Here is a 21,437-nt window from a genome sequence, read left to right as displayed (position 1 = left end):
CAGGCGGCGCGCAGTGTCGTATGCTGCCCCCATTCTTCATTGACAGGATCAGCATCATGGGCAATCGACTCTCGAAAATCGCCACGCGCACGGGCGACAATGGCAGCACCGGCCTGGGCGACGGCAGCCGCACCAGCAAGGATAGCGCCCGCATCCACGCCATGGGCGACGTGGACGAACTCAATTCCAATATCGGCTTGCTGCTGTGCGAAGCCATGCCCGACGCCTTGCGCGAAGAGCTGGTGGCCATCCAGCACGACCTGTTCGACCTGGGCGGGGAAATCTGCATCCCCGGCTACCAGCTGATCAAGGAAGAGCATGTGCTGCGCCTCGATGATTTACTGGCGAAATACAATGCGGACTTGCCCGCCTTGAGTGAATTCATCCTGCCGGCCGGTTCGCGCGCCGCCTCGCTGGCGCATGTATGCCGCACCGTGTGCCGCCGCGCCGAGCGCAGCATCGTCGCGCTGGCGAATGCGGAGCCTATCCATGAACATCCGCGCCAGTACGTGAACCGCCTGTCGGACCTGCTGTTTGTGCTGTCGCGCGTGCTGAACCGCTTTGCCGGCGGCAGCGACGTGCTGTGGCGACATGACCGCGCCAGATGACGCGGCCATGCCGCCACGGCGTGTTACCGCTTATTCCGGCATGTCCGGATAAATGCCATTGCGGCAATTTTCAAGGCAGAAATTGTAGTTGTCGCGGCAAGAAGCATCGCCCCGGCCTTCATCGAGGCAAATTCCCCTCAGTTGGGCACACTGAAAACCACAGCTCGGCGTACTGTTCGCGGCCTTGTTGAACGACAGACTGGCACCTGCAACAAAAAGAAAAAAAGCGATTTTTTTAAACATGCTATTCCTTTTATGGGCGACGTAAAATAAAACACGCAACACCCCGTCGATTCATGTTGCGCACAAAAATCAGGAATGGAATCAGCCAGCGGTATTCTTCAACGCCGCCTGGAAAGCGCCGGTGTCGTAGCCGGTGATCTTGCGGTTGCCGATCAGCACCACGGGCACGCCGCCGCCACCGAGTGCTTTATGGGCTTGTTTTGCTGCCGGCGATTTCTCGATATCGAGATCGACGAATTCGATCTTGTTTTCCTTGAAGTACGCGCGCGTCTTGGCGCAATAGCCGCACCAGTCCGTGCCGTACAACACGACCTTCGCCTGGGCATTCGGGAAATACGCGGCGTAATTGCCTTCCGTGTAATCCGCTTTGAGCAAGCCAGGCAACAAGGACAAGCCATAACCGCTGCCCAGGCCGGCGACCAGGATCAAGCCATACATGGCAATAATCTTAATTTTTTTCTGCATCATAAGTATTGTCAGAGGCGTAGATGATCGAGGGCGGCCGACGCCGCATACGCTTGCCGGCCGCCTCGCAATGCAATGCAAAAATAGATATCAGGAGCCGATTTGGCAGACTCTCAGACAGGCTTTGTAACTGCCGATGCAAAATGGGGATCTGTCGCCATTCATCATCGTGCATTCCCGCAATTCCTCCTCGCAGCTAGAGCAGCCGATATCGGAAGCGATGGCATAGGAAGCACTCAATCCCAGGGTAAAAATAAATGCGGCAATCTTTTTCATTTAATACTCTCCATGTTAGCCATTGCCTCAGGCAATCGCGTCAGACCAGTCGTAAAAAATTAATACAGATTTCGTCACTGCTTGCTACAAAAACGAATATAGACCGCACTTATTTTAGAGTCAACGTTTCCTTTCGATAAATTTCCAATTTGGAAAATATACGGGCAATGCCCCTGAAATGTGGCATTTGGAGAGATTGCGGCGCACCAAACGTCTATACAATGTCGGCGCCGCAAGCAGGAAAGGCCGGTTGCGGGCGCAACCGGCCGAGCGGCTACAGGGCTTCCAGAAAGCTCTTCAGCGCGATGATTTCATCGGACGTCAGCTGCAATGGCTGCAGCAGGGGCGAGGTGACGGGAAACTTCGGATCGGCCGCCTGCTGCGCGTTGTGCGGCACGGGGCGCGACATGCCCGCGTTGTACATGTTCAGCATCCCCACCATCTGCGCAAACGCGCCATTGTGCATCCACGGGCCCGAAGCGGCCACGCCGCGCAGGCCCGGCGTGCGGAATTTGCCCACGTCCTCATGCTTGCCCGTCGCCAGGTAGCGCCCCAGGTCTTCATACTTGCGGCTGCCGTAATTGCTCAGCCCCAGGTTGTGGAATTGCTGGTCCGTCAGCAGGGCGCCGCTGTGGCAGGTCATGCAGCGCGCCTTGGTGCGGAACAGATGCAGGCCCAGCAGCTCGCGGTCGTTCAGGGCCGAGCGCTGGCCTTCCAGGAAGGTATCGAAACGCGTGACGGGCGGCAGCAAGGTACGCTGGTAATCGGCCAGCGCCGTCAGGATGCGCGCCAGGGTCACGCCATCTTTCTTGCCGAAAGCAGCATCGAATTGCGCCGGGTAATCGTTCAGCGCGACCAGCTTGGCCGGCAACGCCGCTGCATCCATGGCCATTTCATCGGGATGCTGCAAGGGTCCCAGCGCCTGCTCTTCCAGGGTGCTGGCGCGGCCATCCCAGAACAGCGGCGTGATCTGCGCCACGCCCAGCAAACCCGGCGTATTGCGCTGGCCCAGGCGTCCCGCATGCCCGACGGAAACACGCTTGCTGTCGGCAAAGCTGTGCGCGGGACTGTGGCAGCTGATGCAGGCGACCGCGTTCGAGCGCGACAAGCGCGGGTCGTTGAACAGGCGCAGCCCCAGCGCCGCGACGGCCGGCGCGACAAGGACCACGGGGATGGCGGAGACGGGCACCATTTCCTGCGGCGTCACGCCAGCGGGCACGTGCGGACGGGGCCAGCCGGCGATGGGCCGGACATAGATCTGGCGCAAACAGGCCAGATCCCAGCCATCGTGCGTGGCGCAGTCCGTCGACGACGACGACGCTTCACGCGCCGCGCCGCCCTGGCTGAACAGCAGTCCGGCTGCCGTGGCCAGCACGGCCAGCGCCGCATTTTTTTTCATCCACCCAGCTGTCATGACTCTGCCCTGCCCTACATCCATATTGGTATCGGCAAATGATAACAATGAGCAATTGCAGTCACCGCATGAACGCGTGCGGCCGGTTCTATTTTGTGACCTGCGTCAAGTTTCCCGGACTTCCCTCCGCCTGCGCCTGCACATGCTCGCGCAGCAAGCCGCGCAGCAACTGCACTTGCCCCACGGCGTCGGCCTGCAAGGCAGTCAAACCCTCGGCAGCACAAGGACCAGGCGCGCCGGCATCGGCTTCACCGCGCAACAGCGCATCGATTTCCGCGCTGACGGCGGCAATCCACTGCTGCAGCTCGGGCGGCGCCGGCTCGGCCTGGGGACTCAGGCTGATGCGCGCCGTGCTGCCCGCCACGCGGCGCAGCAGCGGCAAGGTGCGCAGCGCCGCCAGGCCCACGCCGGCGCTGCGGTCGAGGCGGCGCTCGATGCGCAGGCGCTGCAGCACTTGTTCCGCGTTATTGCTGGCCAGCCCCGCCTCGCGGCGCAGGCGCGCGATGGCGCTATCCCATTTACCGCCGGCCGCCAGTACGGCCAGCAAATATTTCAGGTTGGCGGACACGGCTTTTGCCAGGCGCTGGTCCAGGTCGTCCGCTTCGCGGTCCGGCCACAGGAAAAACGTGGCCAGCAAGGCCAGCACGCAACCGAGCACATTGTTGCCCAGGCGGCTAGCCGCATACACCATCTCGCTGGCGGGCGCCGCATAGTCGGCCACCAGCACGAAGGCGGGCGTCATGAACAGCACGTGCAGGCTGTAGCTGACGCGGCGCAACGCCATGGTGGCGACGATCAGGGGAAACACCACCAGCGAAATCGCCAGCGGGGTATGCACGGCCAGGCCGATCAGCACGGCCAGCACGGCGCCCAGCACGCTGCCAGCGACCCGCTCGATGCCGCGCGGCCAGGTGGTCGACACGGACGGCTGCAGTATCAATAAGGTCGCCATGGTGGCCCAATAGCCGAACGGAATATGCAGCGCCTCGACCAGCAGGAAGCCGGCCGTCGTCGCCAGCGACACGCGCGCCGCATGGCGCCAGCTCAGCGACCGCGGCGTGGCGTTGACTTTCGCCGTTTGCCACGCCTGCCCCAGCGCCAGGAAAGCCGCTTCGCGCCACGGCAGCTGCGCCGCGCGCGGCAAGCCCAGTTCCATGAAGTCGACATTCAGGCGCAGCGGCAGCAAGGCACCCAGCGCCGCTTCCAGGCGTCGTCCGCAGCCGGCCAGGCGGCGCTGCAATTCCAGGGGCGGCGTTTCCGGCTGGCGCTGCACGGCTTGCCCCAGGCGGCGCAGCAGCACGGCCATCACTTCCAGGCTGCGCCGCGCACGCGGGTCCTGGCGCAGGCGCTGCTGCTCGCGCTCGCACGTATGCGTGACGGCGATCAGATAGGCGAAGATGCGCTCGGCGTCGCTGAGCGCCAGCAGCAAGTTGTCGTACAGGGCGCTGCGCCCGGCGCGCGCGGGCGGCACGGCGGCCAGCGCCACGCGCGCCGCTTCCAGCGCGGCGCGCGCCTGCGAGCGGTAGCTGGCGCCATGCGCGGCAACACCCGCCTGCGCGGCGTCATGTTCGAGGAAGCGCGCATTGTCGCGCGCGATGCCGGCCAGGCGCGAATACGCGGCGCGGATGGCGCGCCTGGCAGGGTTGAACGGGTGGATGCGCCAGACGGTAAAACTGAGCACGGTGGCAAACAGGCAGCCGAACATATACAGGCCCAGGAAAGGCGCCGTCTGCGTCATCGATTCCAATGGGTGCGTGACCATCACCACGCAGGCCGTGGCCGCCAGAATGGCCACTTGCGCCGTGGCCGCGCCCCAGATGCGCGCCAGCGCGCCGGCCCAGGAAAACAGCAGCACGGCGACGGCCGCCGTCGCCACGCCATGGCCGGCCGCCAGCGCCGTCAGGCCGCCGGCCACGGTCGACAGCAGGCCGAAGCCCAGCATCGAGACGAAGCGCATGCGCCGCGTGCCGGCCGCGTCGGCCAGGCAAGTCCAGAAGGCGCCGATGGCGGCCCAGGAAAAATCGGGGTGGTCGAACAGCAAGCCCAACAGCAGCATGGCGCTGGAAGCGCAGGCGGCCCGCAAGCCCTCGGACAGATTCGTTTCATCGATGGCCAGGCTGACCATCCACAGGGGACGGCGCTGCGCCAGCTTGTCGGTATAGGCGTGCATGCCCGTCAGCCAGCGGCCGGCCAGTGCACGCGAACGGCGGTGAAGTTTCCTGAAATGCAAGGTGGACTTTGAGAAAGGTATCAAAGCGTCATCGTATCACCGTCAGTCACAAAAATGTTGCAGTGCAGCGTAATGTGGCGATGCTACTTAGGAGAATATGGCAGGGGATGGCAATGAAATTAACATCCGCACCAAATCTTGCTGGCGCTCCTCACCCGTTTTTTTCAGCAATGCCCGCAACTGGGTACGGGCCGTCGGCACCCCCACGTGATATTTATGCGCATAGTCATCGATCGACATTCCACTACCGAGTTCATGTGCCAGCCGCGCTTCGGCCGGCGTCAGCGGAAACCACTGCATCAACTGGCTGGGCGACGCCATCTTCTTGCTCTTTCCCAAGCTAAAGATCAGCACCACCGCCGTCCCCACCGTGGCTTGCAAGGCGTTGTAGCCGTGTTCGCCTGGATCGCAGGAAAACGGCAGCGCCGTCACATACAGCGGCGTGATCGAGCGCATGCGCAGGCTATGCACGCGGCCATCCGCACGCACTTGCCGGAACAGCATGTCCAGTTCGCTGCCATCGACCAGTTTGCCACTCACCACATCGGGACGGGGCCGTCCGAGTATGCAGTTTTCCGCAAACTGATTGGCAAAGGTAACATTGCGCAAGGCATTGATGCCAATCACGCCATAATGCAGCGCATTCAAGGCAAATTCGCTGACGGCAAATGCCTGGGTGACCGGTGCAGCCTGGATCAGCGCTTCCACCGTGCGTTTCAGGTGCGTGCCGAGCGCGCTGAAATGCCGGTGTTCCTCATCCGTAAAATCAGCGCGTCCCGCGCCGTGATTGAATCCCACGTAAATACTCTGCTGCTCGCCACGGTACAAGCACGCACCGATGAGATAACGCAAATCATGGGGAATCAGATAATCCTGATAAAACTCGCTGCGCGCGACGAAAGCCGGGCCGCAAATGGAACTGCAGCGATAAGTCTGTCCCGTCGGGACGCTGTCGACAAAATGGCGACGCGGATCAATTCTTCCATATTCCTGCGCATACTGTTCCACCGCCGCTACTCTATCCTTGTTAGTGACGATGGTGAATGATTCCTCGCCTGCCGAGGTAATACCGAACAAGTGGCAAAAATCGGAATCCATCATGGCGTTGATACCCGTGAGCGCAGGCGTCAGCAATGCAGGCTGCAGCACCGTCTGATATAAGTCGCCCAACGATTTATCCCACTGCTCCATATCCAGTTTCATTTGGCGTCCCGGATCTTTTAAAAGAAGAAATACATCATGGATTTGTTTTGGCGGCCTGGCGCATTATGCCGGCATGGGCGCCAACACAATATCATCAGTTTGAATGAAACCGCTGCCATGCTTTTGCATCGACAATGCGCAAGCTTAGCGATGTTTCCATTATTAATGGAAATATATTCATCCACTCGATGCCCTGTCTTCCCATGAAAAGCCGCCCATGTCATTGCACCCGACACTTTATATATTGCTTGCCACCTTGCTGCTCGGCGGCTGCGATCAGCAAACTGCCGCCGTCGCCAGCGCCCCGGCTCCCGTCAGCACCAGTAGCAACGCAGACGCCGGATCTGGCGCGAGCATAGGGCAGGACGGCATTCCTCAATTACAGCGCGAGGCCTTGCTGCCGCTTGCGGCATACATCGCCGGTCCTGCTTCCCCGCAAGAGCCAAATGCAGAAGAAACCCGGATTTCGGAGCATTTTCGCCAGATGTACTGGTCAGCAGCCAAGCGCGACGACACCCTGCTGGCCGTCGATTTCATTGCAGGTTTTCCGAAAGTACAAGACAGTTTTCAACGCACGGACTTGATCCGCTCGAATCGCGCCCTGCTCGACGCGGCCTTTGCGGACGCCCGTGCCAACAAGCACTTTTCCATCTACTATCGGAAGGCCGAGCCCTTGCAGCTGCAACACTATGACGACAAGGAAAAGGGCTTCCCGTTTCAGCTGGCCTGGTCCGAGGACCGCGAGCTGTACTTCGCCAAACCGAACACGCCGGGCATACAGCGCGACAGCTGGCGATTGTTGGTGCTCGGCGGTAGCGTGCCTGCCTCGCAAGCGGCGCAGTCAGCCATATTCCGGCCGCCCAGTGAAGACGCTGCGCGCCACATTGAAAGCAGGCTGGCAAAGGTCGCCAATCCTGACGGCAAGGCGCTGTCATTACCGGTCATCCTGCTGGGCCATACGGTCGCCGCCCACGTCCACCAGTTTGAATACCGCGTGGTTTTTGTCGTCGATGCCGTCGTTGCCCTCGATCCCACTGATCGCACGCCGTTGTTTACGCTCGATGCCACGCATCTGGGCCGCAGTTTCCCCATTCGGAGCAAGGAAACCGCAGAACTGCTCGGTGCGCCATATCCCCAGACGACCCATGCACGTTTCATGTAATCACCGGCGAAAAAATGGACAACGAACGTGAAATGAGCGGTATCTTTGCCAATAACGATCTGGGGGTGGGCGCCACGCGCCAGGAACAGATCGACGCTGGCGTTTCGTATATGGATACCCCCTACGATGCGGCCAACAAGGTCACGCAATACAGGCTGCCACCGCCCCTGCCGATGGAAGACGGTGGCCACGCCCCGTCCGTGCTGCCCCTGTTTTTCGGCATCGCCGTGCTGTTTGCGGGATTGATACTGGCCGCCGGCTATTTTTCCAAATATGGCATCATGGCCTTGCTCGGTCTGGCCATGTCGGGACTGATCACTGTCCCCGTCATGATCGCCATTGCCATCAAGCGCTGGTCTGTCGTCAAACAGCATCTGAAAAAGATAGGCTTGGTCTTTTTGGCTGGCTATGTGCTGGGCATGATACTTGGCCCCTTCATCACGCTGGCAGCGCATATTTACACGATTTACCTCTTACTCAAGTGTAAGCCGCTGCGCAAATAGCCGGCCACAGCCCAATAAAAAAGCGACGCATGGCGTCGCTTTTTTATTGGGGCAATATCAAGATCAACTGACCATCGCCAGGCGCGGCCCTACTGCCGGGAAACGCTGTTCGATCGAGGCGGCGATGCCGGCAGCGTCCAGGCCCACGCTTTTCAGCAGTTGCACGGGGTCGCCATGGTCGATGAAGACGTCGGGCAAGCCCAGCATCAAAATCGGCTTGACGATCCCTTCGGCAGCCAGCGCCTCGGCCACGGCCGAACCGGCGCCGCCCATGATGCAGCCCTCTTCCACCGTCACCAGGTAATCGTGGTCATGCGCCAGTTGCTTCACCAGCGCCACGTCGAGCGGCTTGACGAAACGCATGTTGGCCACCGTCGCGTCGAGCTTCTCGCCCGCCGCCACGCTCGGCGCCACCATGGAACCGAAGGCCAGGATGGCGATGCGCTTGCCCTGGCGCTTGAGCTCGCCCTTGCCGATCTCGATGCTGGTCAGTTCCGGCACGATGGCCACGCCGGCACCGGCGCCGCGCGGATAGCGGATGGCGGCCGGGCCCGGATAGTGGTAACCCGTCGTCAACATTTGACGGCATTCGTTTTCGTCGGACGCGGCCATGACGACCATGTTCGGGATGCAGCGCAAAAACGCCATGTCGTAATTGCCCGCGTGCGTGGCGCCGTCGGCGCCCACCAGGCCGGCGCGGTCCAGCGCGAACGTCACGTCCAGGTTTTGCAGGGCCACGTCGTGGATCAGCTGGTCGTAGGCGCGCTGCAGGAACGTGGAATAGATGGCCACGACGGGTTTCAAGCCCTCGCAAGCGAGGCCTGCGGCGAAGGTCACGGAATGCTGCTCGGCAATGCCAACGTCAAAGTAACGGTTGGGGAATTGCTGTTCGAACTTGACCATGCCCGAGCCTTCGCGCATGGCGGGCGTGATGCCCACCAGGCGCTTGTCGTGCGCGGCCATGTCGCACAGCCAATTGCCGAACACTTCCGTGTACGTCATCTTGCCCGGCGCCGTGGCCGGCTTGATGCCTTCCAGGGGATTGAACTTCGGCGTGCCGTGGTACAGGATCGGCTCCGCCTCGGCCAGCTTGTAGCCTTGCCCCTTCTTGGTCACCACGTGCAGGAATTGCGGACCCTTCAATTGCTTGATATTTTGCAAGGTCGGGATCAGCGAATCGAGGTCGTGGCCATCGATGGGGCCGATATAGTTAAAACCGAATTCCTCGAACATGGTGGCGGGCACGACCATGCCCTTGGCGTGCTCTTCGAAGCGCTTCGCCAATTCCAGCACGGGGCCGGGCAAGACGGACTTGCCGACATTCTTGGCTGCCGCATAGAACTGGCCCGACATCAGCCGCGCCAGGTGGCGGTTCAGCGCGCCCACGGGCGGCGAGATCGACATGTCGTTGTCGTTCAGGATCACGAGCAGGTTGACGTCTTCTTGCACGCCAGCATTGTTCATCGCCTCGAAAGCCATGCCGGCCGTCATCGAACCATCGCCGATCACGGCGATCGCGTGCAGCGGGTCGCCCTTGATCTTGGCCGCCTGCGCCATGCCCAGCGCGGCGGAAATGGACGTTGACGAGTGCGCCGTGCCAAACGTGTCGTATTCGCTCTCGTCGCGCTTCGGGAAGCCGGAAATGCCATCCTTCTGGCGCAGCGTGTGCATGCGCTCGCGCCGGCCGGTGAGAATCTTGTGCGAATAGGTCTGGTGGCCCACGTCCCAGACGATACGGTCGTGCGGCGTGTTGAACACGTAGTGCAGCGCGACGGTCAGCTCGACCGTGCCCAGGTTGGACGACAGGTGGCCGCCCGTCTTGGAGACGGAATCGAGCAGGAAGCTGCGCAATTCCTGCGCCAGCGGCACCAGTTGCGAGCGGGCCAGCTTGCGCACTTGCGCTGGTTCATTGATGGTTTCTAACAGTTTCATTTATGCCTTCCGCTGCACGACCAGGTCTGCCAGCTCGCGCAGACGGCGTGCCTTGTCCCCGAATGGCGCCAGCGCCGCATGGGCGTCGCACCGCAATTGTTCTGCCAGGGCTCGCGATGGTTCCAGCCCCAGTATCGATACGTAAGTGGGCTTGTTGGCGGCCGCATCCTTGCCCGCCGTCTTGCCCAGGGTGGCCGAATCGGCCGTGGCGTCGAGCACGTCGTCCACCACCTGGAAGGCCAGGCCGACGGCGCGCGCATACGCGTTCAGCGCCGTCATCTCGTCTGGCGTCAAGTCCTTGCCCGCCAGCGCGCCCAGGATCACGGCCGCGCGCAGCAAGGCGCCCGTTTTGAGTTGATGCATCTGTTCCAGCTGCGGCAAGGTCAAGGCCAGGCCGACACTGTCGAGGTCGATCGCCTGGCCGCCGCACATGCCGCTTGACCCGGACGCGTGCGCCAGCAGCTGGAGCATGGCCATTTGCCGCGCGGGCGGAATCGCCGCGCCATCGGCCAGCAGCATGAACGCCTGCGATTGCAGCGCGTCGCCGACCAGCAGGGCCGTCGCTTCATCGTAAGCGATGTGCACGGTGGGCTTGCCACGGCGCAAGGCATCGTCATCCATGCACGGCATGTCGTCATGCACGAGTGAATACACGTGAATCATTTCCAGCGCGCAAGCGGCGCGCGCGAGGGTATCTTGATCGGCATCAAACAATTCACCGGCCGCCATCACCAGCAGCGGACGCACGCGCTTGCCGCCGCCCAACAGCGCGTAGCGCATGGCCGCGTGCAGCTTGTGCGGCACTACGTCTGCCGCAGGCAGGAATTGGTCGAGCCGGCCTTCCACACCGGATTGGGTGGCTTGCATCCAGTCGCCGAAGGTGACGCCGTGCACGCTGGCCATCATTGAGCGGCCTCGCCGGCATCCACGAACGGTTTCAACATGTCGCCTTCCAGTACTTTCACCTGCGCCTCGACGCTATCGAGCTGGGTAGCGCAATACTTGACCAGTTCCGAGCCGCGCTGATACGCCGCGACCGATGCTTCCAGCGGCAACTGGCCCGCTTCCATTTGCGTTACCAGCTGCGCCAGTTCCGCCATCGCCTCTTCAAACGAGGCCGGCGCTGCGGCAGCGGCAGTTAATTTCTTCGACATAGACTCAGATCTCTTCGTGGCACGAGGGGTATGTAGGGAGACGCCGGGGACTCCCGGCCAGCATAGAAGCGTTATTTTAGAACAAACCACACTATTAAGTGAAAACTTAAGCGCAATCGGCGTGCTCAAAGGGGAAGACGTTACCAGCTTGGCAGTGAATTCTAGCGCAATCCCCCCCATCGGTCGGAAATTGCACGGTAAATGACAATGTTTATCATTAGAGTAGCCTATTTGCCGAAGGGGTTTGGCAATGCCGAGGCCGATACGCGCTATAATCGCCGGTTCTGTCCGAAATACCGTTTCAACAAATTTGAATTCAGGTCTTTGCGGATTCTTTCTCTCTGTAGCGGTTGCCCAGGGAATGGCCTGGGGCACTGCTGACCGTTGTACATTTATGGGGGGTTGGGATGTCCGATCTGGCTACTCACGCCAAGCTGGCGCGTTCAAACGCGCAACTTCCGGTCCACGTCTATTTTGACGAAACGCTGTTGCAGCGTGAAATGCAGCAATTGTTCCAAGCCGGCCCGCGCTATGTCGGGCATGAGCTGATGGTGCCGGAAACCGGCGATTTTGCGACCCTGGCGTCTGAGAACGAAGGGCGCATGCTCGTGCGCAATGCCAATGGCATCGAAGTGCTGTCCAACGTATGCCGCCACCGGCAGGCGCTGATGTTCAATGGCCGCGGCAATGCCAATAACATCGTCTGCCCGCTGCACCGCTGGACCTACGACCTCAAGGGTGAATTGATCGGCGCGCCGCATTTCCCCGAGACGCCGTGCCTGAACCTGTCGAAAACGCCGCTGCAAAGCTGGAATGGCTTGCTGTTCGAGCAAAATGGCTACAACGTGATGGAAAAATTGAAAGATTTGTCCGTTTCGAAAGAACTCGATTTTTCCGGCTATATGTTCGACCACGTGGAAATCCACGAGTGCGACTACAACTGGAAGACTTTCATCGAAGTCTACCTCGAGGATTATCACGTGGAACCGTTCCACCCGGGCCTGGGCAGCTTCGTCAGCTGCGACGACCTGCGCTGGGAGTTCGGCAAGGATTACAGCGTGCAAACGGTGGGCGTGCACCGCGGCCTGCAGCAGGCCGGTTCGCCCGCCTACAAGAAATGGCAGGAGCAAGTACTGCAATTTCGTGGCGGCGAAGCACCACCGTATGGTGCCATCTGGCTGACCTTGTATCCGAACATCATGGTCGAATGGTATCCGCACGTGCTGATCGTCTCGACCCTGTGGCCCGACGGTCCGCAAAAGACGCGCAACGTGGTGGAGTTCTATTACCCAGAGGAAATCGTGCTGTTCGAGCGCGACTTCGTCGACGCGGAACGGGCTGCCTACATGGAAACCTGCGTCGAGGACGATGAAATCGCCCTGCGCATGGATGCGGGTCGCAAGGCCCTGATGGCGCGCGGCGAGAACGAAGTGGGCCCTTACCAATCACCGATGGAAGACGGCATGCAGCATTTCCACGAGTGGTACCGCAGCAATATCGAACTGTAATTCCCTCAAGGGCCGCATTGCGCGGCCCTTTTTCATTTTCATCGTCAGGATTTACTCATGCAGTCACTTTGGATGTTATTCGCCAGTTTCATGTTCGCCATCATGGGCGTGTGCGTGAAACTGGCGTCGGAGATGTATTCGACGTCCGAAATCGTCATGTACCGCGGCATCATCGGCATGACCGTCATGACTTGCACGATCCTCTATCAAGGTGGCAGCTTCAGAACCACGATGCCGGGCCAGCATCTGTGGCGCGGCGTGGTGGGCGTGATCGCCCTGTGGTTGTGGTTTTATGCCATCGCCATCCTGCCGCTGGCCACGGCCATGACGCTCAATTACATGGCGCCCATCTGGATCGCCGTGATTTTGCTCGCGGGCGGCTGGTGGAAGGGCATGCAACAGGTCGAGTGGCCGCTGGTGGCGGCCATTGCCATGAGCTTTGTCGGCGTGACCCTGCTGCTGCAACCCGTGTTCGAGACGGACCAGCTGGGTGGCGCCATCACGGCCTTGATTTCCGGCATGCTGTCCGCCCTCGCCTACTTGCAGGTGCGCAAACTGGGCTTGCTGGGCGAGCCCGAATACCGGGTCGTCTTCTATTTCTCGGTCGTCAATTTCCTCGCCGGCGTGATCGGCAACGTGGCCAGCGCCGGCGGCGGCCCCGTCGTCTGGCATGCGCACACGAGCGCCTACGGCATCGGCTTGCTGGCCGCCATCGGCCTGTGCGCCACCATGGCGCAGATGGCCATGACGCGCGCCTACCGCCTGGGCAAAACGCTCGTTGTTGCCAATTTGCAATACACAGGCATCGTCTTTTCCAGCTTCTGGGGCGTGGTGATCTTTGGCGACCTGTTCGACTGGCATGGCTGGGCCGGCATCGGCATCATTCTCGCCTCCGGCATCGCCGCCACCTATTACAATACCCGCAACACGGCCCGTGGCGCGGCGATCGCGCGCACGGATCCCATCGCCAGCGAAGTGTAAAGGAGCGTTTCCTGATGTACACCACCTTGATCCAGGCCAGCGAACTGGCCAGCCACCTGAATGACAGCGACTGGGTCATCCTCGATTGCCGCCACGACTTGCTCAACCCGACGGCCGGCAGCGACGCGTTTGCCGCCGGCCACATCCAGAACGCGCAGTTTGCCGATATCGACACGGCCCTGTCCGGTCCCAAGACGGCGCGCGGCGCGGACTTTACGGGACGGCATCCCTTGCCCGACCGCAACGCCCTGCTGGCCAACTTGCGCGGCTGGGGCATCGATGACGACACGCAAGTGGTCGCCTATGACGGCCAGGGCGGCATGTTCGCCGCCCGTTTGTGGTGGCTGCTGCGCTGGCTCGGCCACCCAGCCGTCGCCGTGCTCGACGGCGGCCTGGCCGCCTGGCAGGCGCAAGGTTTCCCATTGGTCACGCCCGTGGCACCGCGCCCTGTCGGCAATCTGAGGGAAAAAGCCAGCCTGACGCGCACGGTCAGCGTGCAGGACGTCATCGCCAACCTGGAAACCCAGGCATTGAGCGTGATCGACGCGCGCGCCCCCGACCGGTATCGCGGCGAAAACGAAACCATCGACCCCGTGGGCGGCCATATCCCGGGCGCGAAAAACCGTTTCTTCAAGGATAACTTGCAGGCGGACGGCCGCTTCAAAAACGCGGAGGAACTGCGGCGCGATTTCGGCGCCCTGTTTGACGCTCCGCAAGCGGCCATCATGCAGTGCGGCTCCGGCGTGACGGCGTGCCACAACCTGCTGGCCCTGGAAGTGGCCGGTTTAAGCGGCGCGGCCCTGTATCCCGGTTCGTGGAGCGAATGGTGCGCCGATCCGGCGCGGCCGGTGGCGACGGGCAGCTAAAAAAATGGCGGACCAGATGGTCCGCTATTTTTTCACCCGTGGATAACTATTAACTTATCCCCAGCACCTGATTCAACTGCGCCAGCTCCGCCTGCCACGCCTGCTGGCTGGCAGGCTTCTGGTGGCGCGGTTTTCTCGCCTGGTCTTCCGCCAGCAATTGCTCGAGTTCGCACAAACGCTCCAGCTGCAGGTCGATGTCCGTCAGCACCGCAGACGCATGCTCCACGCGCGGCGCGGGCGTCAACGCCGGCCCGTCCTCGGCGCTCAGCCGTGCATATGCGCTGGCCGCGTCTGGCCACTCTTCCAGCTGGCCGTCGGCCACCACCCAAAAGCGGTTGCAGGCCGTTTCGATCAGGTCGCGGTCATGCGACACCAATAAACAGCCGCCTGCAAAGCCGCGCAAGGCTTGCCCCAGCTCCGCCTTGCCCTGCATGTCCAGGTGGTTGCTGGGTTCATCGAGCAACAATAAATGATAGCTGGCCAGCGACAGCCCCAGGAACAGCAGCCGCGCCCGCTCGCCACCGCTCAGGGTGGCCACCGTCTGGCCATGGCGCGCATACGGGAAACCGGCTGAAATCAAGGCTTGCTTGCGCGCCACCTGGCTGCGCGCAGCCTCGTTCTGCACGGCAAACGGGTACAAGGCGTCGGACAAATCCGCATCGTCGGCCAGTTGCCTGAGCGACTGGTCGTAGTAACCGATGTTGGCCGCGTGGTGGTAGCGCAAGTCAGCACGTTCCTCCTGCGCCTGGATCGCTTGCCAGCACAGGCGCAGCAAGGACGACTTGCCGCTGCCGTTGGCGCCCAGCAAGGCGACCCGGTCGCCCGGTTTCAGCCACAGCTGACCCATCTGGAACAGCGCGGGAGAAGCGGGCACGGCGCGCACGTCCAGCCCGTCCAGCCCGTCCAGCGCCAGCAGCTGGTCGGCCGCCAGCGCCTTGCCGCGCAAACTCAAACGCCAGGGTGCGCCATCACTGACGAACGATTGCTCGTCCTGCAGCTTGTCGATGCGCCGCTGCATGCTTTTGGCCTTGCGCGCCATGCCGACGTTATCGTAAATCTTGCCCCACAAGGCCAGGCGGGTGCTGCTGACGGCCAGGCGGTCGATTTCCTTCTGTTCGGCCGCATGCCGGGCGGCGGCAGCCACGTCCGCCTCGGCCAGCGCCGCCAGCGCGGGGCCGCACGGCAAGTCGAAGTCGTACAGGCGGCTATCGCGCAAGATCCAGCTGCGCGTGGCCACGTTGTCGAGCAGGCGCTGATCGTGCGAGACGAGGATGAAGGCGCCGCGCCATGTCAGCAGGAATTGCTCCAGCCACAGCAGCGACGGCAAGTCCAGGTGATTGCTCGGTTCGTCCAGCAGCAGCACGTTCGGTTCCTGCAGCAGGGCGCGCCCCAGCAGCAGCCGCGTGTGCTGGCCGCCAGACAAGGAATGCACGGGCACTTGCGCCGTCTCGTGCTCGAAGCCTAACTCGGCCAGCAGGCTGTCGACACGCCAATGCAGTTCCGGCTGCTCCAGCACGGGCGCCAGCAAGGCATCGTACAGGCTCAGGCTGGCAAGTTCCGACGGCAAATGCTGTTCCACATGCTGCAAGCGGCAGGCACGGGCATAGTGGATGGTGCCGGCAGTGGCTTCCCGCGTGCCGCTGAGCAAGCCCAGCAAGGTGGATTTGCCGCAGCCATTGTGGCCGATCAGGCCGATGCGGTCGCCCTGGCGCAAGGTAAAGGCGAGTTCATTGAAGAGGAAACCGTCGTGGGTATCCAGCTGTAAAGCTTGGGTAGAGATAAGGGTGGTCATGGCTCTTGTCTTTGTTCGGGATGCAAGCATCCGCGTTAACAGGAGCGCTAACGACAACGGAGTACCAGGAAAGGACTCGTAGAGGAGGGTAACTTTGCTCTGGCCAGGTTATCGCAGCGCGATAGAACGTGGGCAAGAGCGGGCAAATGCGCTTAAAGAGCGTGCGCGCCACAAGGCGAGCAACAAATTTTCTTCCATTATATTTTCCTCCTTTCTGGACAAGTTAGTCAGAAAGGCAATATAGCATAGGTGGCACTGCGCCGACAGAATGGCGTATCAACCACCGTGGCGCTTATGCGTCAAAAACAGCACGATGCACACACCCAATGCGATCAAGAGCACTTGCGGAATGGTTTCGCGCAGGGTGGCGCGGCGCTGCATCTGCGGCATCAGGTCGGACAACGCAATATAGATGAAACCGGAAGAGGCGAACACGAGCACGTAAGGAATCAAATTGCTGGCGCGGTCCAGGGTGAAATAGCCGAGCAAGCCACCGGCCACGGCCATCAGGCTGCACAGCAGATTGAAGATGTAGGCACGCAGGCGCGAAAAGCCCGCATTGAGCAGCACGATAAAATCGCCGATTTCCTGCGGGATTTCATGCGCGATGATGGCCAGGCCCGTGACCAGACCCAGCTTCGGGTCGGCCAGGAAGGCGGCGGCGATCAAAATGCCATCCGTGAAATTGTGCATGCCGTCGCCGACCAGGATCATCCAGCCGGCCTTGCCCGCCTCGTGCTTGTCGTGGCCGTGCGCATGCTGGTGACCATCGCCTTCGTGGTGGTGCGAATGGCGCAGGATGGCGAATTTTTCCAGCATGAAGAAGGCCAGCAAGCCCGCCAGCAGGGTGGCGAACAGGCTGCGCGGGTCCGCTTGCGATTCGAACGCTTCGGGCAAGGCGTGCAGCAAGGACGTCGACAGCATGATGCCGACGGACAAGCTGACCATGCGCTCGACCACCTTGGACAGGAATGCAAACGAAAAGATCGCCGCCGCGGTAATGCTGAAGACGCCCGCGATCGTGGTCGCGAGCAAAATGGATATAAGGACGGGATCGATGATTTTCTTACCTCAAAATGGCGCCGGGTCACTGGCGCCCGCGATGCTGGCGTCTGGCCTGATGAATGCGTTGTTATCTATTATTTAATTTTTTTGCGCGTTTGGCGACAGCGTGGCGCGATGAAGATGCAATTGTACTGCATTGGCGCGCAGCGGGCATTACAGCCCGGTGCGTCTTTCGGTTCAATTTCCGGAAAATTCAGGTATTTTCTGTTGTGGCTCACGCCACGCCGTGTGTCTTGAACCAGGCTAAACAACGCGCATAGCCGTCTTTTGCATCGGCCGCCACGTAGCTGGGGCGGTAATCGGCGTTGAAGGCGTGGCCGGCATCGGGATACACGACAAACTCGGATTGGTTGCCGCCCTTGGCCAGCGCCTCCTTCATCTTCGCGATCGATTCCTGCGTGATGCCCGTATCCTTGCCGCCATACAAGCCCAGCACGGGGACTTTCAAGGTCGGGGCGATATCGATGGGGTTGCTCGGCTGCAAGGCAGTCGCTTCGCCCACCAGGCGGCCATACCAGGCCACGCCCGCCTTGACGGCCGGATTGTGCGCCGCGTACAGCCAGGTGATGCGCCCGCCCCAGCAAAAGCCCGTGATGCCCAGGCGGCTCGTGTCGCCGCCATTCTGTTTCGCCCACGCAACAACCGCATCGAGGTCCGTCATCACTTGCGCATCCGGCGTCTTGGCGATGATGCCTTTCATGAGTTCCGGAATACTGCTGACCTTGGTGGGATCGCCCTGGCGCACGAACAGGTCGGGTGCCAGCGCCAGGTAGCCCTGCTTGGCGAAGCGGCGCGCCATGTCGGCGATATGTTCATGCACGCCAAAGATTTCCGAAATGACCAACACGACGGGCAAACCCGTCTTGCCCTCCGGCTGGGCCGCATACACGGGCACGGCCTGGCCATCGACCATCACCGACATGGTGCCCGCGACGAGCCCGGCGGAATCCGTCTTGATGACGTTTTGCGCCGCCACGGGCAGCACGGCCACGGCAAAGCCCGCGCCCAGCGCCACCTTCAGGAAACCACGCCGGCCGTCCGGCCCGGACAAGCTGCTCTGGCCCAGCAAACTTTCACAATCGGTGATCATGTCGCTCATGCGTTTCTCCTGAAAGGTGTGTTGACAAAAAAATGTCGGCTTACGCTGCGCTAAGCCGACCTACGGTCATTGCTCAAGTAACTCAAGTAAACATGTAGGTCGGCTTAGCGGGGCATGCCCCGCGTAAGCCGACGCAGCATCAATGCGCTTCGTCCCAGTTCTTGCCTACGCCTACCTCGGCCGTCAACGGCACTTTCAGCTCGGCCACGCCCGCCATCAGTTCCGGCAGCTTGCGCTTGACCAGTTCCAGCTCCGCGTCCGGCACTTCCAGCACCAGTTCATCGTGCACCTGCATGATCATTTTTGTTTGCAAGCCGTCCGTTTCCAGCCAGCCTTGCACGGCGATCATGGCCAGCTTGATCAGGTCGGCGGCCGTGCCCTGCATCGGCGCGTTGATCGCGGCCCGTTCCGCGCCCTGGCGGCGCGGGCCGTTTGGCGAATTGATTTCCGGCAACCACAAACGGCGGCCGAACACGGTTTCCACGTAGCCGCGCGCCTTCGCTTGCTGGCGCGTGTCTTCCATATACTGTTTTACGCCGGAGAAACGGGCAAAGTAGCGGTCGATATAGCTTTGCGCGGCCGTGCGGTCCACGCCCAGGTTACCGGCCAGGCCGAACGCGCTCATGCCGTAGATCAAACCGAAGTTGATGACCTTGGCGTAGCGGCGCTGCTCGCTCTGCACTTCCGCAGCCGGCACGCCAAAGATCTCGGCCGCTGTGGCGCGGTGAATGTCGATGCCGTCGGCAAATGCGCGCAGCATGGCTTCATCGCCCGAGATATGCGCCATGATGCGCAATTCGATCTGCGAATAGTCGGCCGAAACGATGTGGCTGCCGGGCGGCGCGATGAACGCTTCACGGATGCGCCGGCCTTCCGCGCTGCGGATGGGGATATTCTGCAAGTTCGGGTCGTTCGACGCCAATCGGCCCGTCACGGCCACGGCTTGCGCATAGTTCGTGTGCACCCTGCCCGTGGTGACGTTGATCATCTTCGGCAATTTATCCGTGTAGGTCGACTTCAGCTTGGCCATGCCCCGGTATTCGAGCAGCACTTTCGGCAGAGGATAATCCTCGGCCAGCTTTTGCAGCACTTCCTCGTCCGTTGAGGGCGCGCCCGTCGGGGTTTTTTTAATTACCGGCAACTTCAACTTTTCAAAGAAAATTTCGCCGATCTGCTTGGGCGAACCCAGGTTGAACGGCTGCTCGGCCAGTTCATACGCCTTCTTTTCCAGCTCCAGGATTTTGATGGCCAACTCGGCCGACTGAATATTGAGCAATGCATCGTCGATCAGCACACCGTTGCGCTCGATCTTTTGCAGGACCACGGCCGTCGGCATCTCGATCTTTTCATAGATGAAGGTGAGTTTTTCATCATTCGCCACATTGCCCCACATGGCATTGTGCAAGCGCAAAGTGACGTCGGCATCTTCGGCCGCATACCTGGCCGCCTGTTCCACCTCCACCTGATTAAAAGTGATCTGCTTGGCGCCCTTGCCGCACACATCCTCGAACGGGATCGTCGTGTAATTCAGGTGGCGCAGGGCCAGGCTGTCCATGTCGTGTTTCTTGTGCGACTCGAACACATACGATTCAAGCAAGGTATCGTGGACGATGCCGCGCAGGGCCACGCCATGGTTGGCGAAGATGTGGCTGTCATATTTCAGGTTCTGCCCCAGCTTGGGTTTAGTCTCGTCTTCGAGCCACGGGCGCAACTTCGCCAGCACATGTTCGCGCATCAGCTGATCTGGCGCACCCGCGTAGTCGTGCGCCAGCGGGATGTAGCAGGCGGCGTGCTCGGCCACAGAGAGGGAAATGCCGACCATTTGCGCCGTCATCGGTTCCAGCGAGGTGGTTTCCGTATCCACGGCCGTCAACGGCGCCGCATCGATCAGGGCAATCCATTTATCCAGCTGTTCGTCCGTCAGCACGGTTTCATACTCGGCTTCCACCTTAGGTGTGGCATCGGCGAACATGTCGCCCGTGGTGTTCGTCGTGGCTACCGGTGCGCCGACTGGCGACGTCAAAGGCGGCGCCGCGCCCAGCTCGCGCAGCAGGGCCTTGAAGCCGTAGCGGTTGAAGAAGGCCAGCAGCGCTTCCTTGTCTTCGTGCTTCGCCACCAGCGAGTCGGCGATGGTCGTCATGTGCCCCGACAGATCGCAATCGGTCTTGACGGTGATCAAGGCGCGCGCCTGCGGCAGCCATGGCAGGGCCGTGCGCAGGTGTTCGCCCACGGCGCCGCCCACCTTGGCCGCGTTTTCCATCACGCCTTCCAGGCTGTCATACAAGGTCAGCCACTTGACGGCCGTCTTCGGGCCGCATTTCGATACACCCGGCACGTTGTCCACGGTATCGCCGATCAGCGACAGATAATCGATGATGCGGTTCGGCGGCACGCCGAACTTGGCCAGCACGGCCGCTTCGTCGAGCTTTTCATTGCTCATGGTATTGATCAGGGTCACCTGGCTGTTGACCAGCTGCGCCAGGTCCTTGTCGCCCGTGGACACCACCACGTTCATGCCGGCGGCGGCCGCCTGCACGGCCAGGGTGCCAATCACGTCATCGGCTTCCACGCCGTCGACCATCAAAATGGGCCAGCCCATGGCGCGCACGGCTTCGTGGATGGGTTCGATCTGCAAGCGCAGGTCGTCCGGCATCGAGGCGCGCGTGGCCTTGTACTCGGGATACATATCATCGCGGAAAGTTTTACCCTTGGCATCGAACACGCAGGCGATGTAAGCGGCCGGATAATCGGCGCGCAGGCGGCGCAGCATGTTGACCATGCCGTGCATGGCGCCCGTGGGATAGCCGTCCGGGCTGCGCAGGTCGGGCAGCGCATGGAAGGCGCGATAAAGGTAACTGGAACCGTCGACTAACAGCAGGGTGTTTTGCATAATGCCAATAAAATAAGGTGAGCCGCGCCAACCGGGAAGAAACAGC

At 61.3% G+C, this 21,437-nt stretch carries 20 protein-coding genes; 7 read left to right on the top strand and 13 right to left on the bottom strand.

Annotated features, from left to right (window positions below; all coding sequences use genetic code 11):
- Positions 1-56 precede the first annotated feature (56 nt).
- Positions 57-608 carry a cob(I)yrinic acid a,c-diamide adenosyltransferase gene (locus tag K0F86_RS14570; RefSeq protein WP_219135025.1) on the top strand — a complete coding sequence of 184 codons (552 nt, stop codon included), beginning with the start codon at positions 57-59 and terminating at the stop codon, positions 606-608.
- Positions 609-638: 30 nt separating this feature from the next.
- On the opposite strand, the gene K0F86_RS14565 is transcribed toward K0F86_RS14570, so the two are convergent.
- The 6 genes from K0F86_RS14565 to K0F86_RS14540 all read right to left on the bottom strand — a co-directional run bounded on the left by K0F86_RS14565 (position 639) and on the right by K0F86_RS14540 (position 6,439).
- Positions 639-851: a hypothetical protein gene (locus K0F86_RS14565; RefSeq protein WP_219135024.1), complete on the bottom strand. Its 213-nt coding sequence runs from the start codon at positions 849-851 to the stop codon at positions 639-641.
- Between the two features lie 81 nt (positions 852-932).
- On the bottom strand, positions 933-1,289 hold the full coding sequence (locus K0F86_RS14560) for a glutaredoxin domain-containing protein (protein ID WP_257572161.1): 357 nt from the start codon (positions 1,287-1,289) through the stop codon (positions 933-935).
- 117 nt (positions 1,290-1,406) lie between these two features.
- Positions 1,407-1,592 (bottom strand): hypothetical protein, encoded by a 186-nt coding sequence (locus K0F86_RS14555; RefSeq protein ID WP_219135023.1) that lies wholly within the window; start codon positions 1,590-1,592, stop codon positions 1,407-1,409.
- Positions 1,593-1,866: 274 nt separating this feature from the next.
- The gene (locus tag K0F86_RS14550) at positions 1,867-2,991 is read right to left on the bottom strand and encodes a cytochrome-c peroxidase (protein WP_219135022.1); all 1,125 of its coding nucleotides are present in this window, start codon (positions 2,989-2,991) and stop codon (positions 1,867-1,869) included.
- A gap of 103 nt (positions 2,992-3,094) precedes the next feature.
- Positions 3,095-5,176 (bottom strand): FUSC family protein, encoded by a 2,082-nt coding sequence (locus tag K0F86_RS14545; protein WP_219135021.1) that lies wholly within the window; start codon positions 5,174-5,176, stop codon positions 3,095-3,097.
- Positions 5,177-5,323: 147 nt separating this feature from the next.
- Positions 5,324-6,439 (bottom strand): helix-turn-helix transcriptional regulator, encoded by a 1,116-nt coding sequence (locus K0F86_RS14540; protein ID WP_219135020.1) that lies wholly within the window; start codon positions 6,437-6,439, stop codon positions 5,324-5,326.
- 217 nt (positions 6,440-6,656) lie between these two features.
- Between K0F86_RS14540 and K0F86_RS14535 the strand changes: the two genes are divergently transcribed.
- Positions 6,657-7,601, top strand: a complete 945-nt coding sequence (locus K0F86_RS14535) for a hypothetical protein (protein ID WP_219135019.1) — start codon at positions 6,657-6,659, stop codon at positions 7,599-7,601.
- 14 nt (positions 7,602-7,615) lie between these two features.
- A complete protein-coding gene (locus K0F86_RS14530; protein ID WP_219135018.1) occupies positions 7,616-8,104 on the top strand; it encodes a hypothetical protein in 489 nt (162 codons plus the stop codon).
- A 63-nt stretch (positions 8,105-8,167) separates the two neighbouring features.
- On the opposite strand, the gene dxs is transcribed toward K0F86_RS14530, so the two are convergent.
- The 3 genes from dxs to K0F86_RS14515 are packed head-to-tail and all read right to left on the bottom strand — an operon-like array spanning position 8,168 to position 11,190.
- Positions 8,168-10,036, bottom strand: a complete 1,869-nt coding sequence (dxs, locus tag K0F86_RS14525; protein ID WP_219135017.1) for a 1-deoxy-D-xylulose-5-phosphate synthase — start codon at positions 10,034-10,036, stop codon at positions 8,168-8,170.
- Positions 10,037-10,942: a polyprenyl synthetase family protein gene (locus tag K0F86_RS14520; protein ID WP_374197291.1), complete on the bottom strand. Its 906-nt coding sequence runs from the start codon at positions 10,940-10,942 to the stop codon at positions 10,037-10,039.
- On the bottom strand, positions 10,939-11,190 hold the full coding sequence (locus tag K0F86_RS14515; protein ID WP_046683420.1) for an exodeoxyribonuclease VII small subunit: 252 nt from the start codon (positions 11,188-11,190) through the stop codon (positions 10,939-10,941). The genes K0F86_RS14520 and K0F86_RS14515 overlap by 4 nt, the downstream gene beginning before the upstream one ends.
- Before the next feature lie 407 nt (positions 11,191-11,597).
- Between K0F86_RS14515 and K0F86_RS14510 the strand changes: the two genes are divergently transcribed.
- From K0F86_RS14510 to K0F86_RS14500, 3 genes are read left to right on the top strand one after another with little or no spacing between them, the layout of a single operon-like run.
- Positions 11,598-12,698 (top strand): aromatic ring-hydroxylating dioxygenase subunit alpha, encoded by a 1,101-nt coding sequence (locus K0F86_RS14510; protein ID WP_219135016.1) that lies wholly within the window; start codon positions 11,598-11,600, stop codon positions 12,696-12,698.
- A 57-nt stretch (positions 12,699-12,755) separates the two neighbouring features.
- A complete protein-coding gene (locus tag K0F86_RS14505; protein ID WP_219135015.1) occupies positions 12,756-13,679 on the top strand; it encodes a DMT family transporter in 924 nt (307 codons plus the stop codon).
- Positions 13,680-13,693: 14 nt separating this feature from the next.
- The gene (locus tag K0F86_RS14500) at positions 13,694-14,545 is read left to right on the top strand and encodes a sulfurtransferase (RefSeq protein WP_219135014.1); all 852 of its coding nucleotides are present in this window, start codon (positions 13,694-13,696) and stop codon (positions 14,543-14,545) included.
- A 49-nt stretch (positions 14,546-14,594) separates the two neighbouring features.
- Here the strand turns inward: K0F86_RS14500 and K0F86_RS14495 are convergent, their stop codons facing one another.
- Both K0F86_RS14495 and K0F86_RS14490 read right to left on the bottom strand, forming a co-directional pair.
- Positions 14,595-16,337: an ABC-F family ATP-binding cassette domain-containing protein gene (locus K0F86_RS14495; RefSeq protein WP_219135013.1), complete on the bottom strand. Its 1,743-nt coding sequence runs from the start codon at positions 16,335-16,337 to the stop codon at positions 14,595-14,597.
- A gap of 276 nt (positions 16,338-16,613) precedes the next feature.
- Complete coding sequence (locus K0F86_RS14490; RefSeq protein WP_306823202.1) at positions 16,614-17,357, bottom strand: ZIP family metal transporter; 744 nt, start codon at positions 17,355-17,357, stop codon at positions 16,614-16,616.
- On the opposite strand from K0F86_RS14490, the gene K0F86_RS27545 reads away from it, so the two are divergent.
- On the top strand, positions 17,260-17,484 hold the full coding sequence (locus tag K0F86_RS27545; RefSeq protein ID WP_257572169.1) for a hypothetical protein: 225 nt from the start codon (positions 17,260-17,262) through the stop codon (positions 17,482-17,484). The two genes, K0F86_RS14490 and K0F86_RS27545, sit on opposite strands and share 98 nt — an antisense overlap.
- Before the next feature lie 132 nt (positions 17,485-17,616).
- On the opposite strand, the gene K0F86_RS14485 is transcribed toward K0F86_RS27545, so the two are convergent.
- Together K0F86_RS14485 and polA are read right to left on the bottom strand one after the other, a co-directional pair.
- Positions 17,617-18,501: a dienelactone hydrolase family protein gene (locus K0F86_RS14485; RefSeq protein ID WP_219135011.1), complete on the bottom strand. Its 885-nt coding sequence runs from the start codon at positions 18,499-18,501 to the stop codon at positions 17,617-17,619.
- Positions 18,502-18,640: 139 nt separating this feature from the next.
- On the bottom strand, positions 18,641-21,391 hold the full coding sequence (gene polA, locus K0F86_RS14480; protein WP_219135010.1) for a DNA polymerase I: 2,751 nt from the start codon (positions 21,389-21,391) through the stop codon (positions 18,641-18,643).
- Positions 21,392-21,437 lie beyond the last annotated feature (46 nt).

Origin of the sequence: Janthinobacterium sp. UMAB-60 (assembly GCF_900095235.1) — a bacterium.
GTDB lineage: Bacteria > Pseudomonadota > Gammaproteobacteria > Burkholderiales > Burkholderiaceae_D > Janthinobacterium.
The sequence above is the reverse complement of the archived record's forward strand: the minus strand, read 5'-3'. Positions and strand labels throughout refer to the sequence as shown.

What these genes read in the sequence shown, in the direction of transcription:
- K0F86_RS14530 (WP_219135018.1), top strand. Translation starts at nt 7,616, where the DNA reads ATGGACAACGAACGTGAAATGAGCGGTATCTTTGCCAATAACGATCTG.
- K0F86_RS14495 (WP_219135013.1), bottom strand. Translation starts at nt 16,337, where the DNA reads ATGACCACCCTTATCTCTACCCAAGCTTTACAGCTGGATACCCACGAC.
- K0F86_RS14515 (WP_046683420.1), bottom strand. Translation starts at nt 11,190, where the DNA reads ATGTCGAAGAAATTAACTGCCGCTGCCGCAGCGCCGGCCTCGTTTGAA.
- K0F86_RS14545 (WP_219135021.1), bottom strand. Translation starts at nt 5,176, where the DNA reads ATGCACGCCTATACCGACAAGCTGGCGCAGCGCCGTCCCCTGTGGATG.
- K0F86_RS14570 (WP_219135025.1), top strand. Translation starts at nt 57, where the DNA reads ATGGGCAATCGACTCTCGAAAATCGCCACGCGCACGGGCGACAATGGC.
- K0F86_RS14560 (WP_257572161.1), bottom strand. Translation starts at nt 1,289, where the DNA reads ATGTATGGCTTGATCCTGGTCGCCGGCCTGGGCAGCGGTTATGGCTTG.
- K0F86_RS14500 (WP_219135014.1), top strand. Translation starts at nt 13,694, where the DNA reads ATGTACACCACCTTGATCCAGGCCAGCGAACTGGCCAGCCACCTGAAT.
- K0F86_RS14550 (WP_219135022.1), bottom strand. Translation starts at nt 2,991, where the DNA reads ATGAAAAAAAATGCGGCGCTGGCCGTGCTGGCCACGGCAGCCGGACTG.
- K0F86_RS14520 (WP_374197291.1), bottom strand. Translation starts at nt 10,942, where the DNA reads ATGATGGCCAGCGTGCACGGCGTCACCTTCGGCGACTGGATGCAAGCC.
- K0F86_RS14540 (WP_219135020.1), bottom strand. Translation starts at nt 6,439, where the DNA reads ATGAAACTGGATATGGAGCAGTGGGATAAATCGTTGGGCGACTTATAT.
- K0F86_RS14565 (WP_219135024.1), bottom strand. Translation starts at nt 851, where the DNA reads ATGTTTAAAAAAATCGCTTTTTTTCTTTTTGTTGCAGGTGCCAGTCTG.
- K0F86_RS14555 (WP_219135023.1), bottom strand. Translation starts at nt 1,592, where the DNA reads ATGAAAAAGATTGCCGCATTTATTTTTACCCTGGGATTGAGTGCTTCC.
- K0F86_RS14535 (WP_219135019.1), top strand. Translation starts at nt 6,657, where the DNA reads ATGTCATTGCACCCGACACTTTATATATTGCTTGCCACCTTGCTGCTC.
- K0F86_RS14510 (WP_219135016.1), top strand. Translation starts at nt 11,598, where the DNA reads ATGTCCGATCTGGCTACTCACGCCAAGCTGGCGCGTTCAAACGCGCAA.
- K0F86_RS27545 (WP_257572169.1), top strand. Translation starts at nt 17,260, where the DNA reads ATGATGCCGACGGACAAGCTGACCATGCGCTCGACCACCTTGGACAGG.
- dxs (WP_219135017.1), bottom strand. Translation starts at nt 10,036, where the DNA reads ATGAAACTGTTAGAAACCATCAATGAACCAGCGCAAGTGCGCAAGCTG.
- K0F86_RS14505 (WP_219135015.1), top strand. Translation starts at nt 12,756, where the DNA reads ATGCAGTCACTTTGGATGTTATTCGCCAGTTTCATGTTCGCCATCATG.
- polA (WP_219135010.1), bottom strand. Translation starts at nt 21,391, where the DNA reads ATGCAAAACACCCTGCTGTTAGTCGACGGTTCCAGTTACCTTTATCGC.
- K0F86_RS14485 (WP_219135011.1), bottom strand. Translation starts at nt 18,501, where the DNA reads ATGAGCGACATGATCACCGATTGTGAAAGTTTGCTGGGCCAGAGCAGC.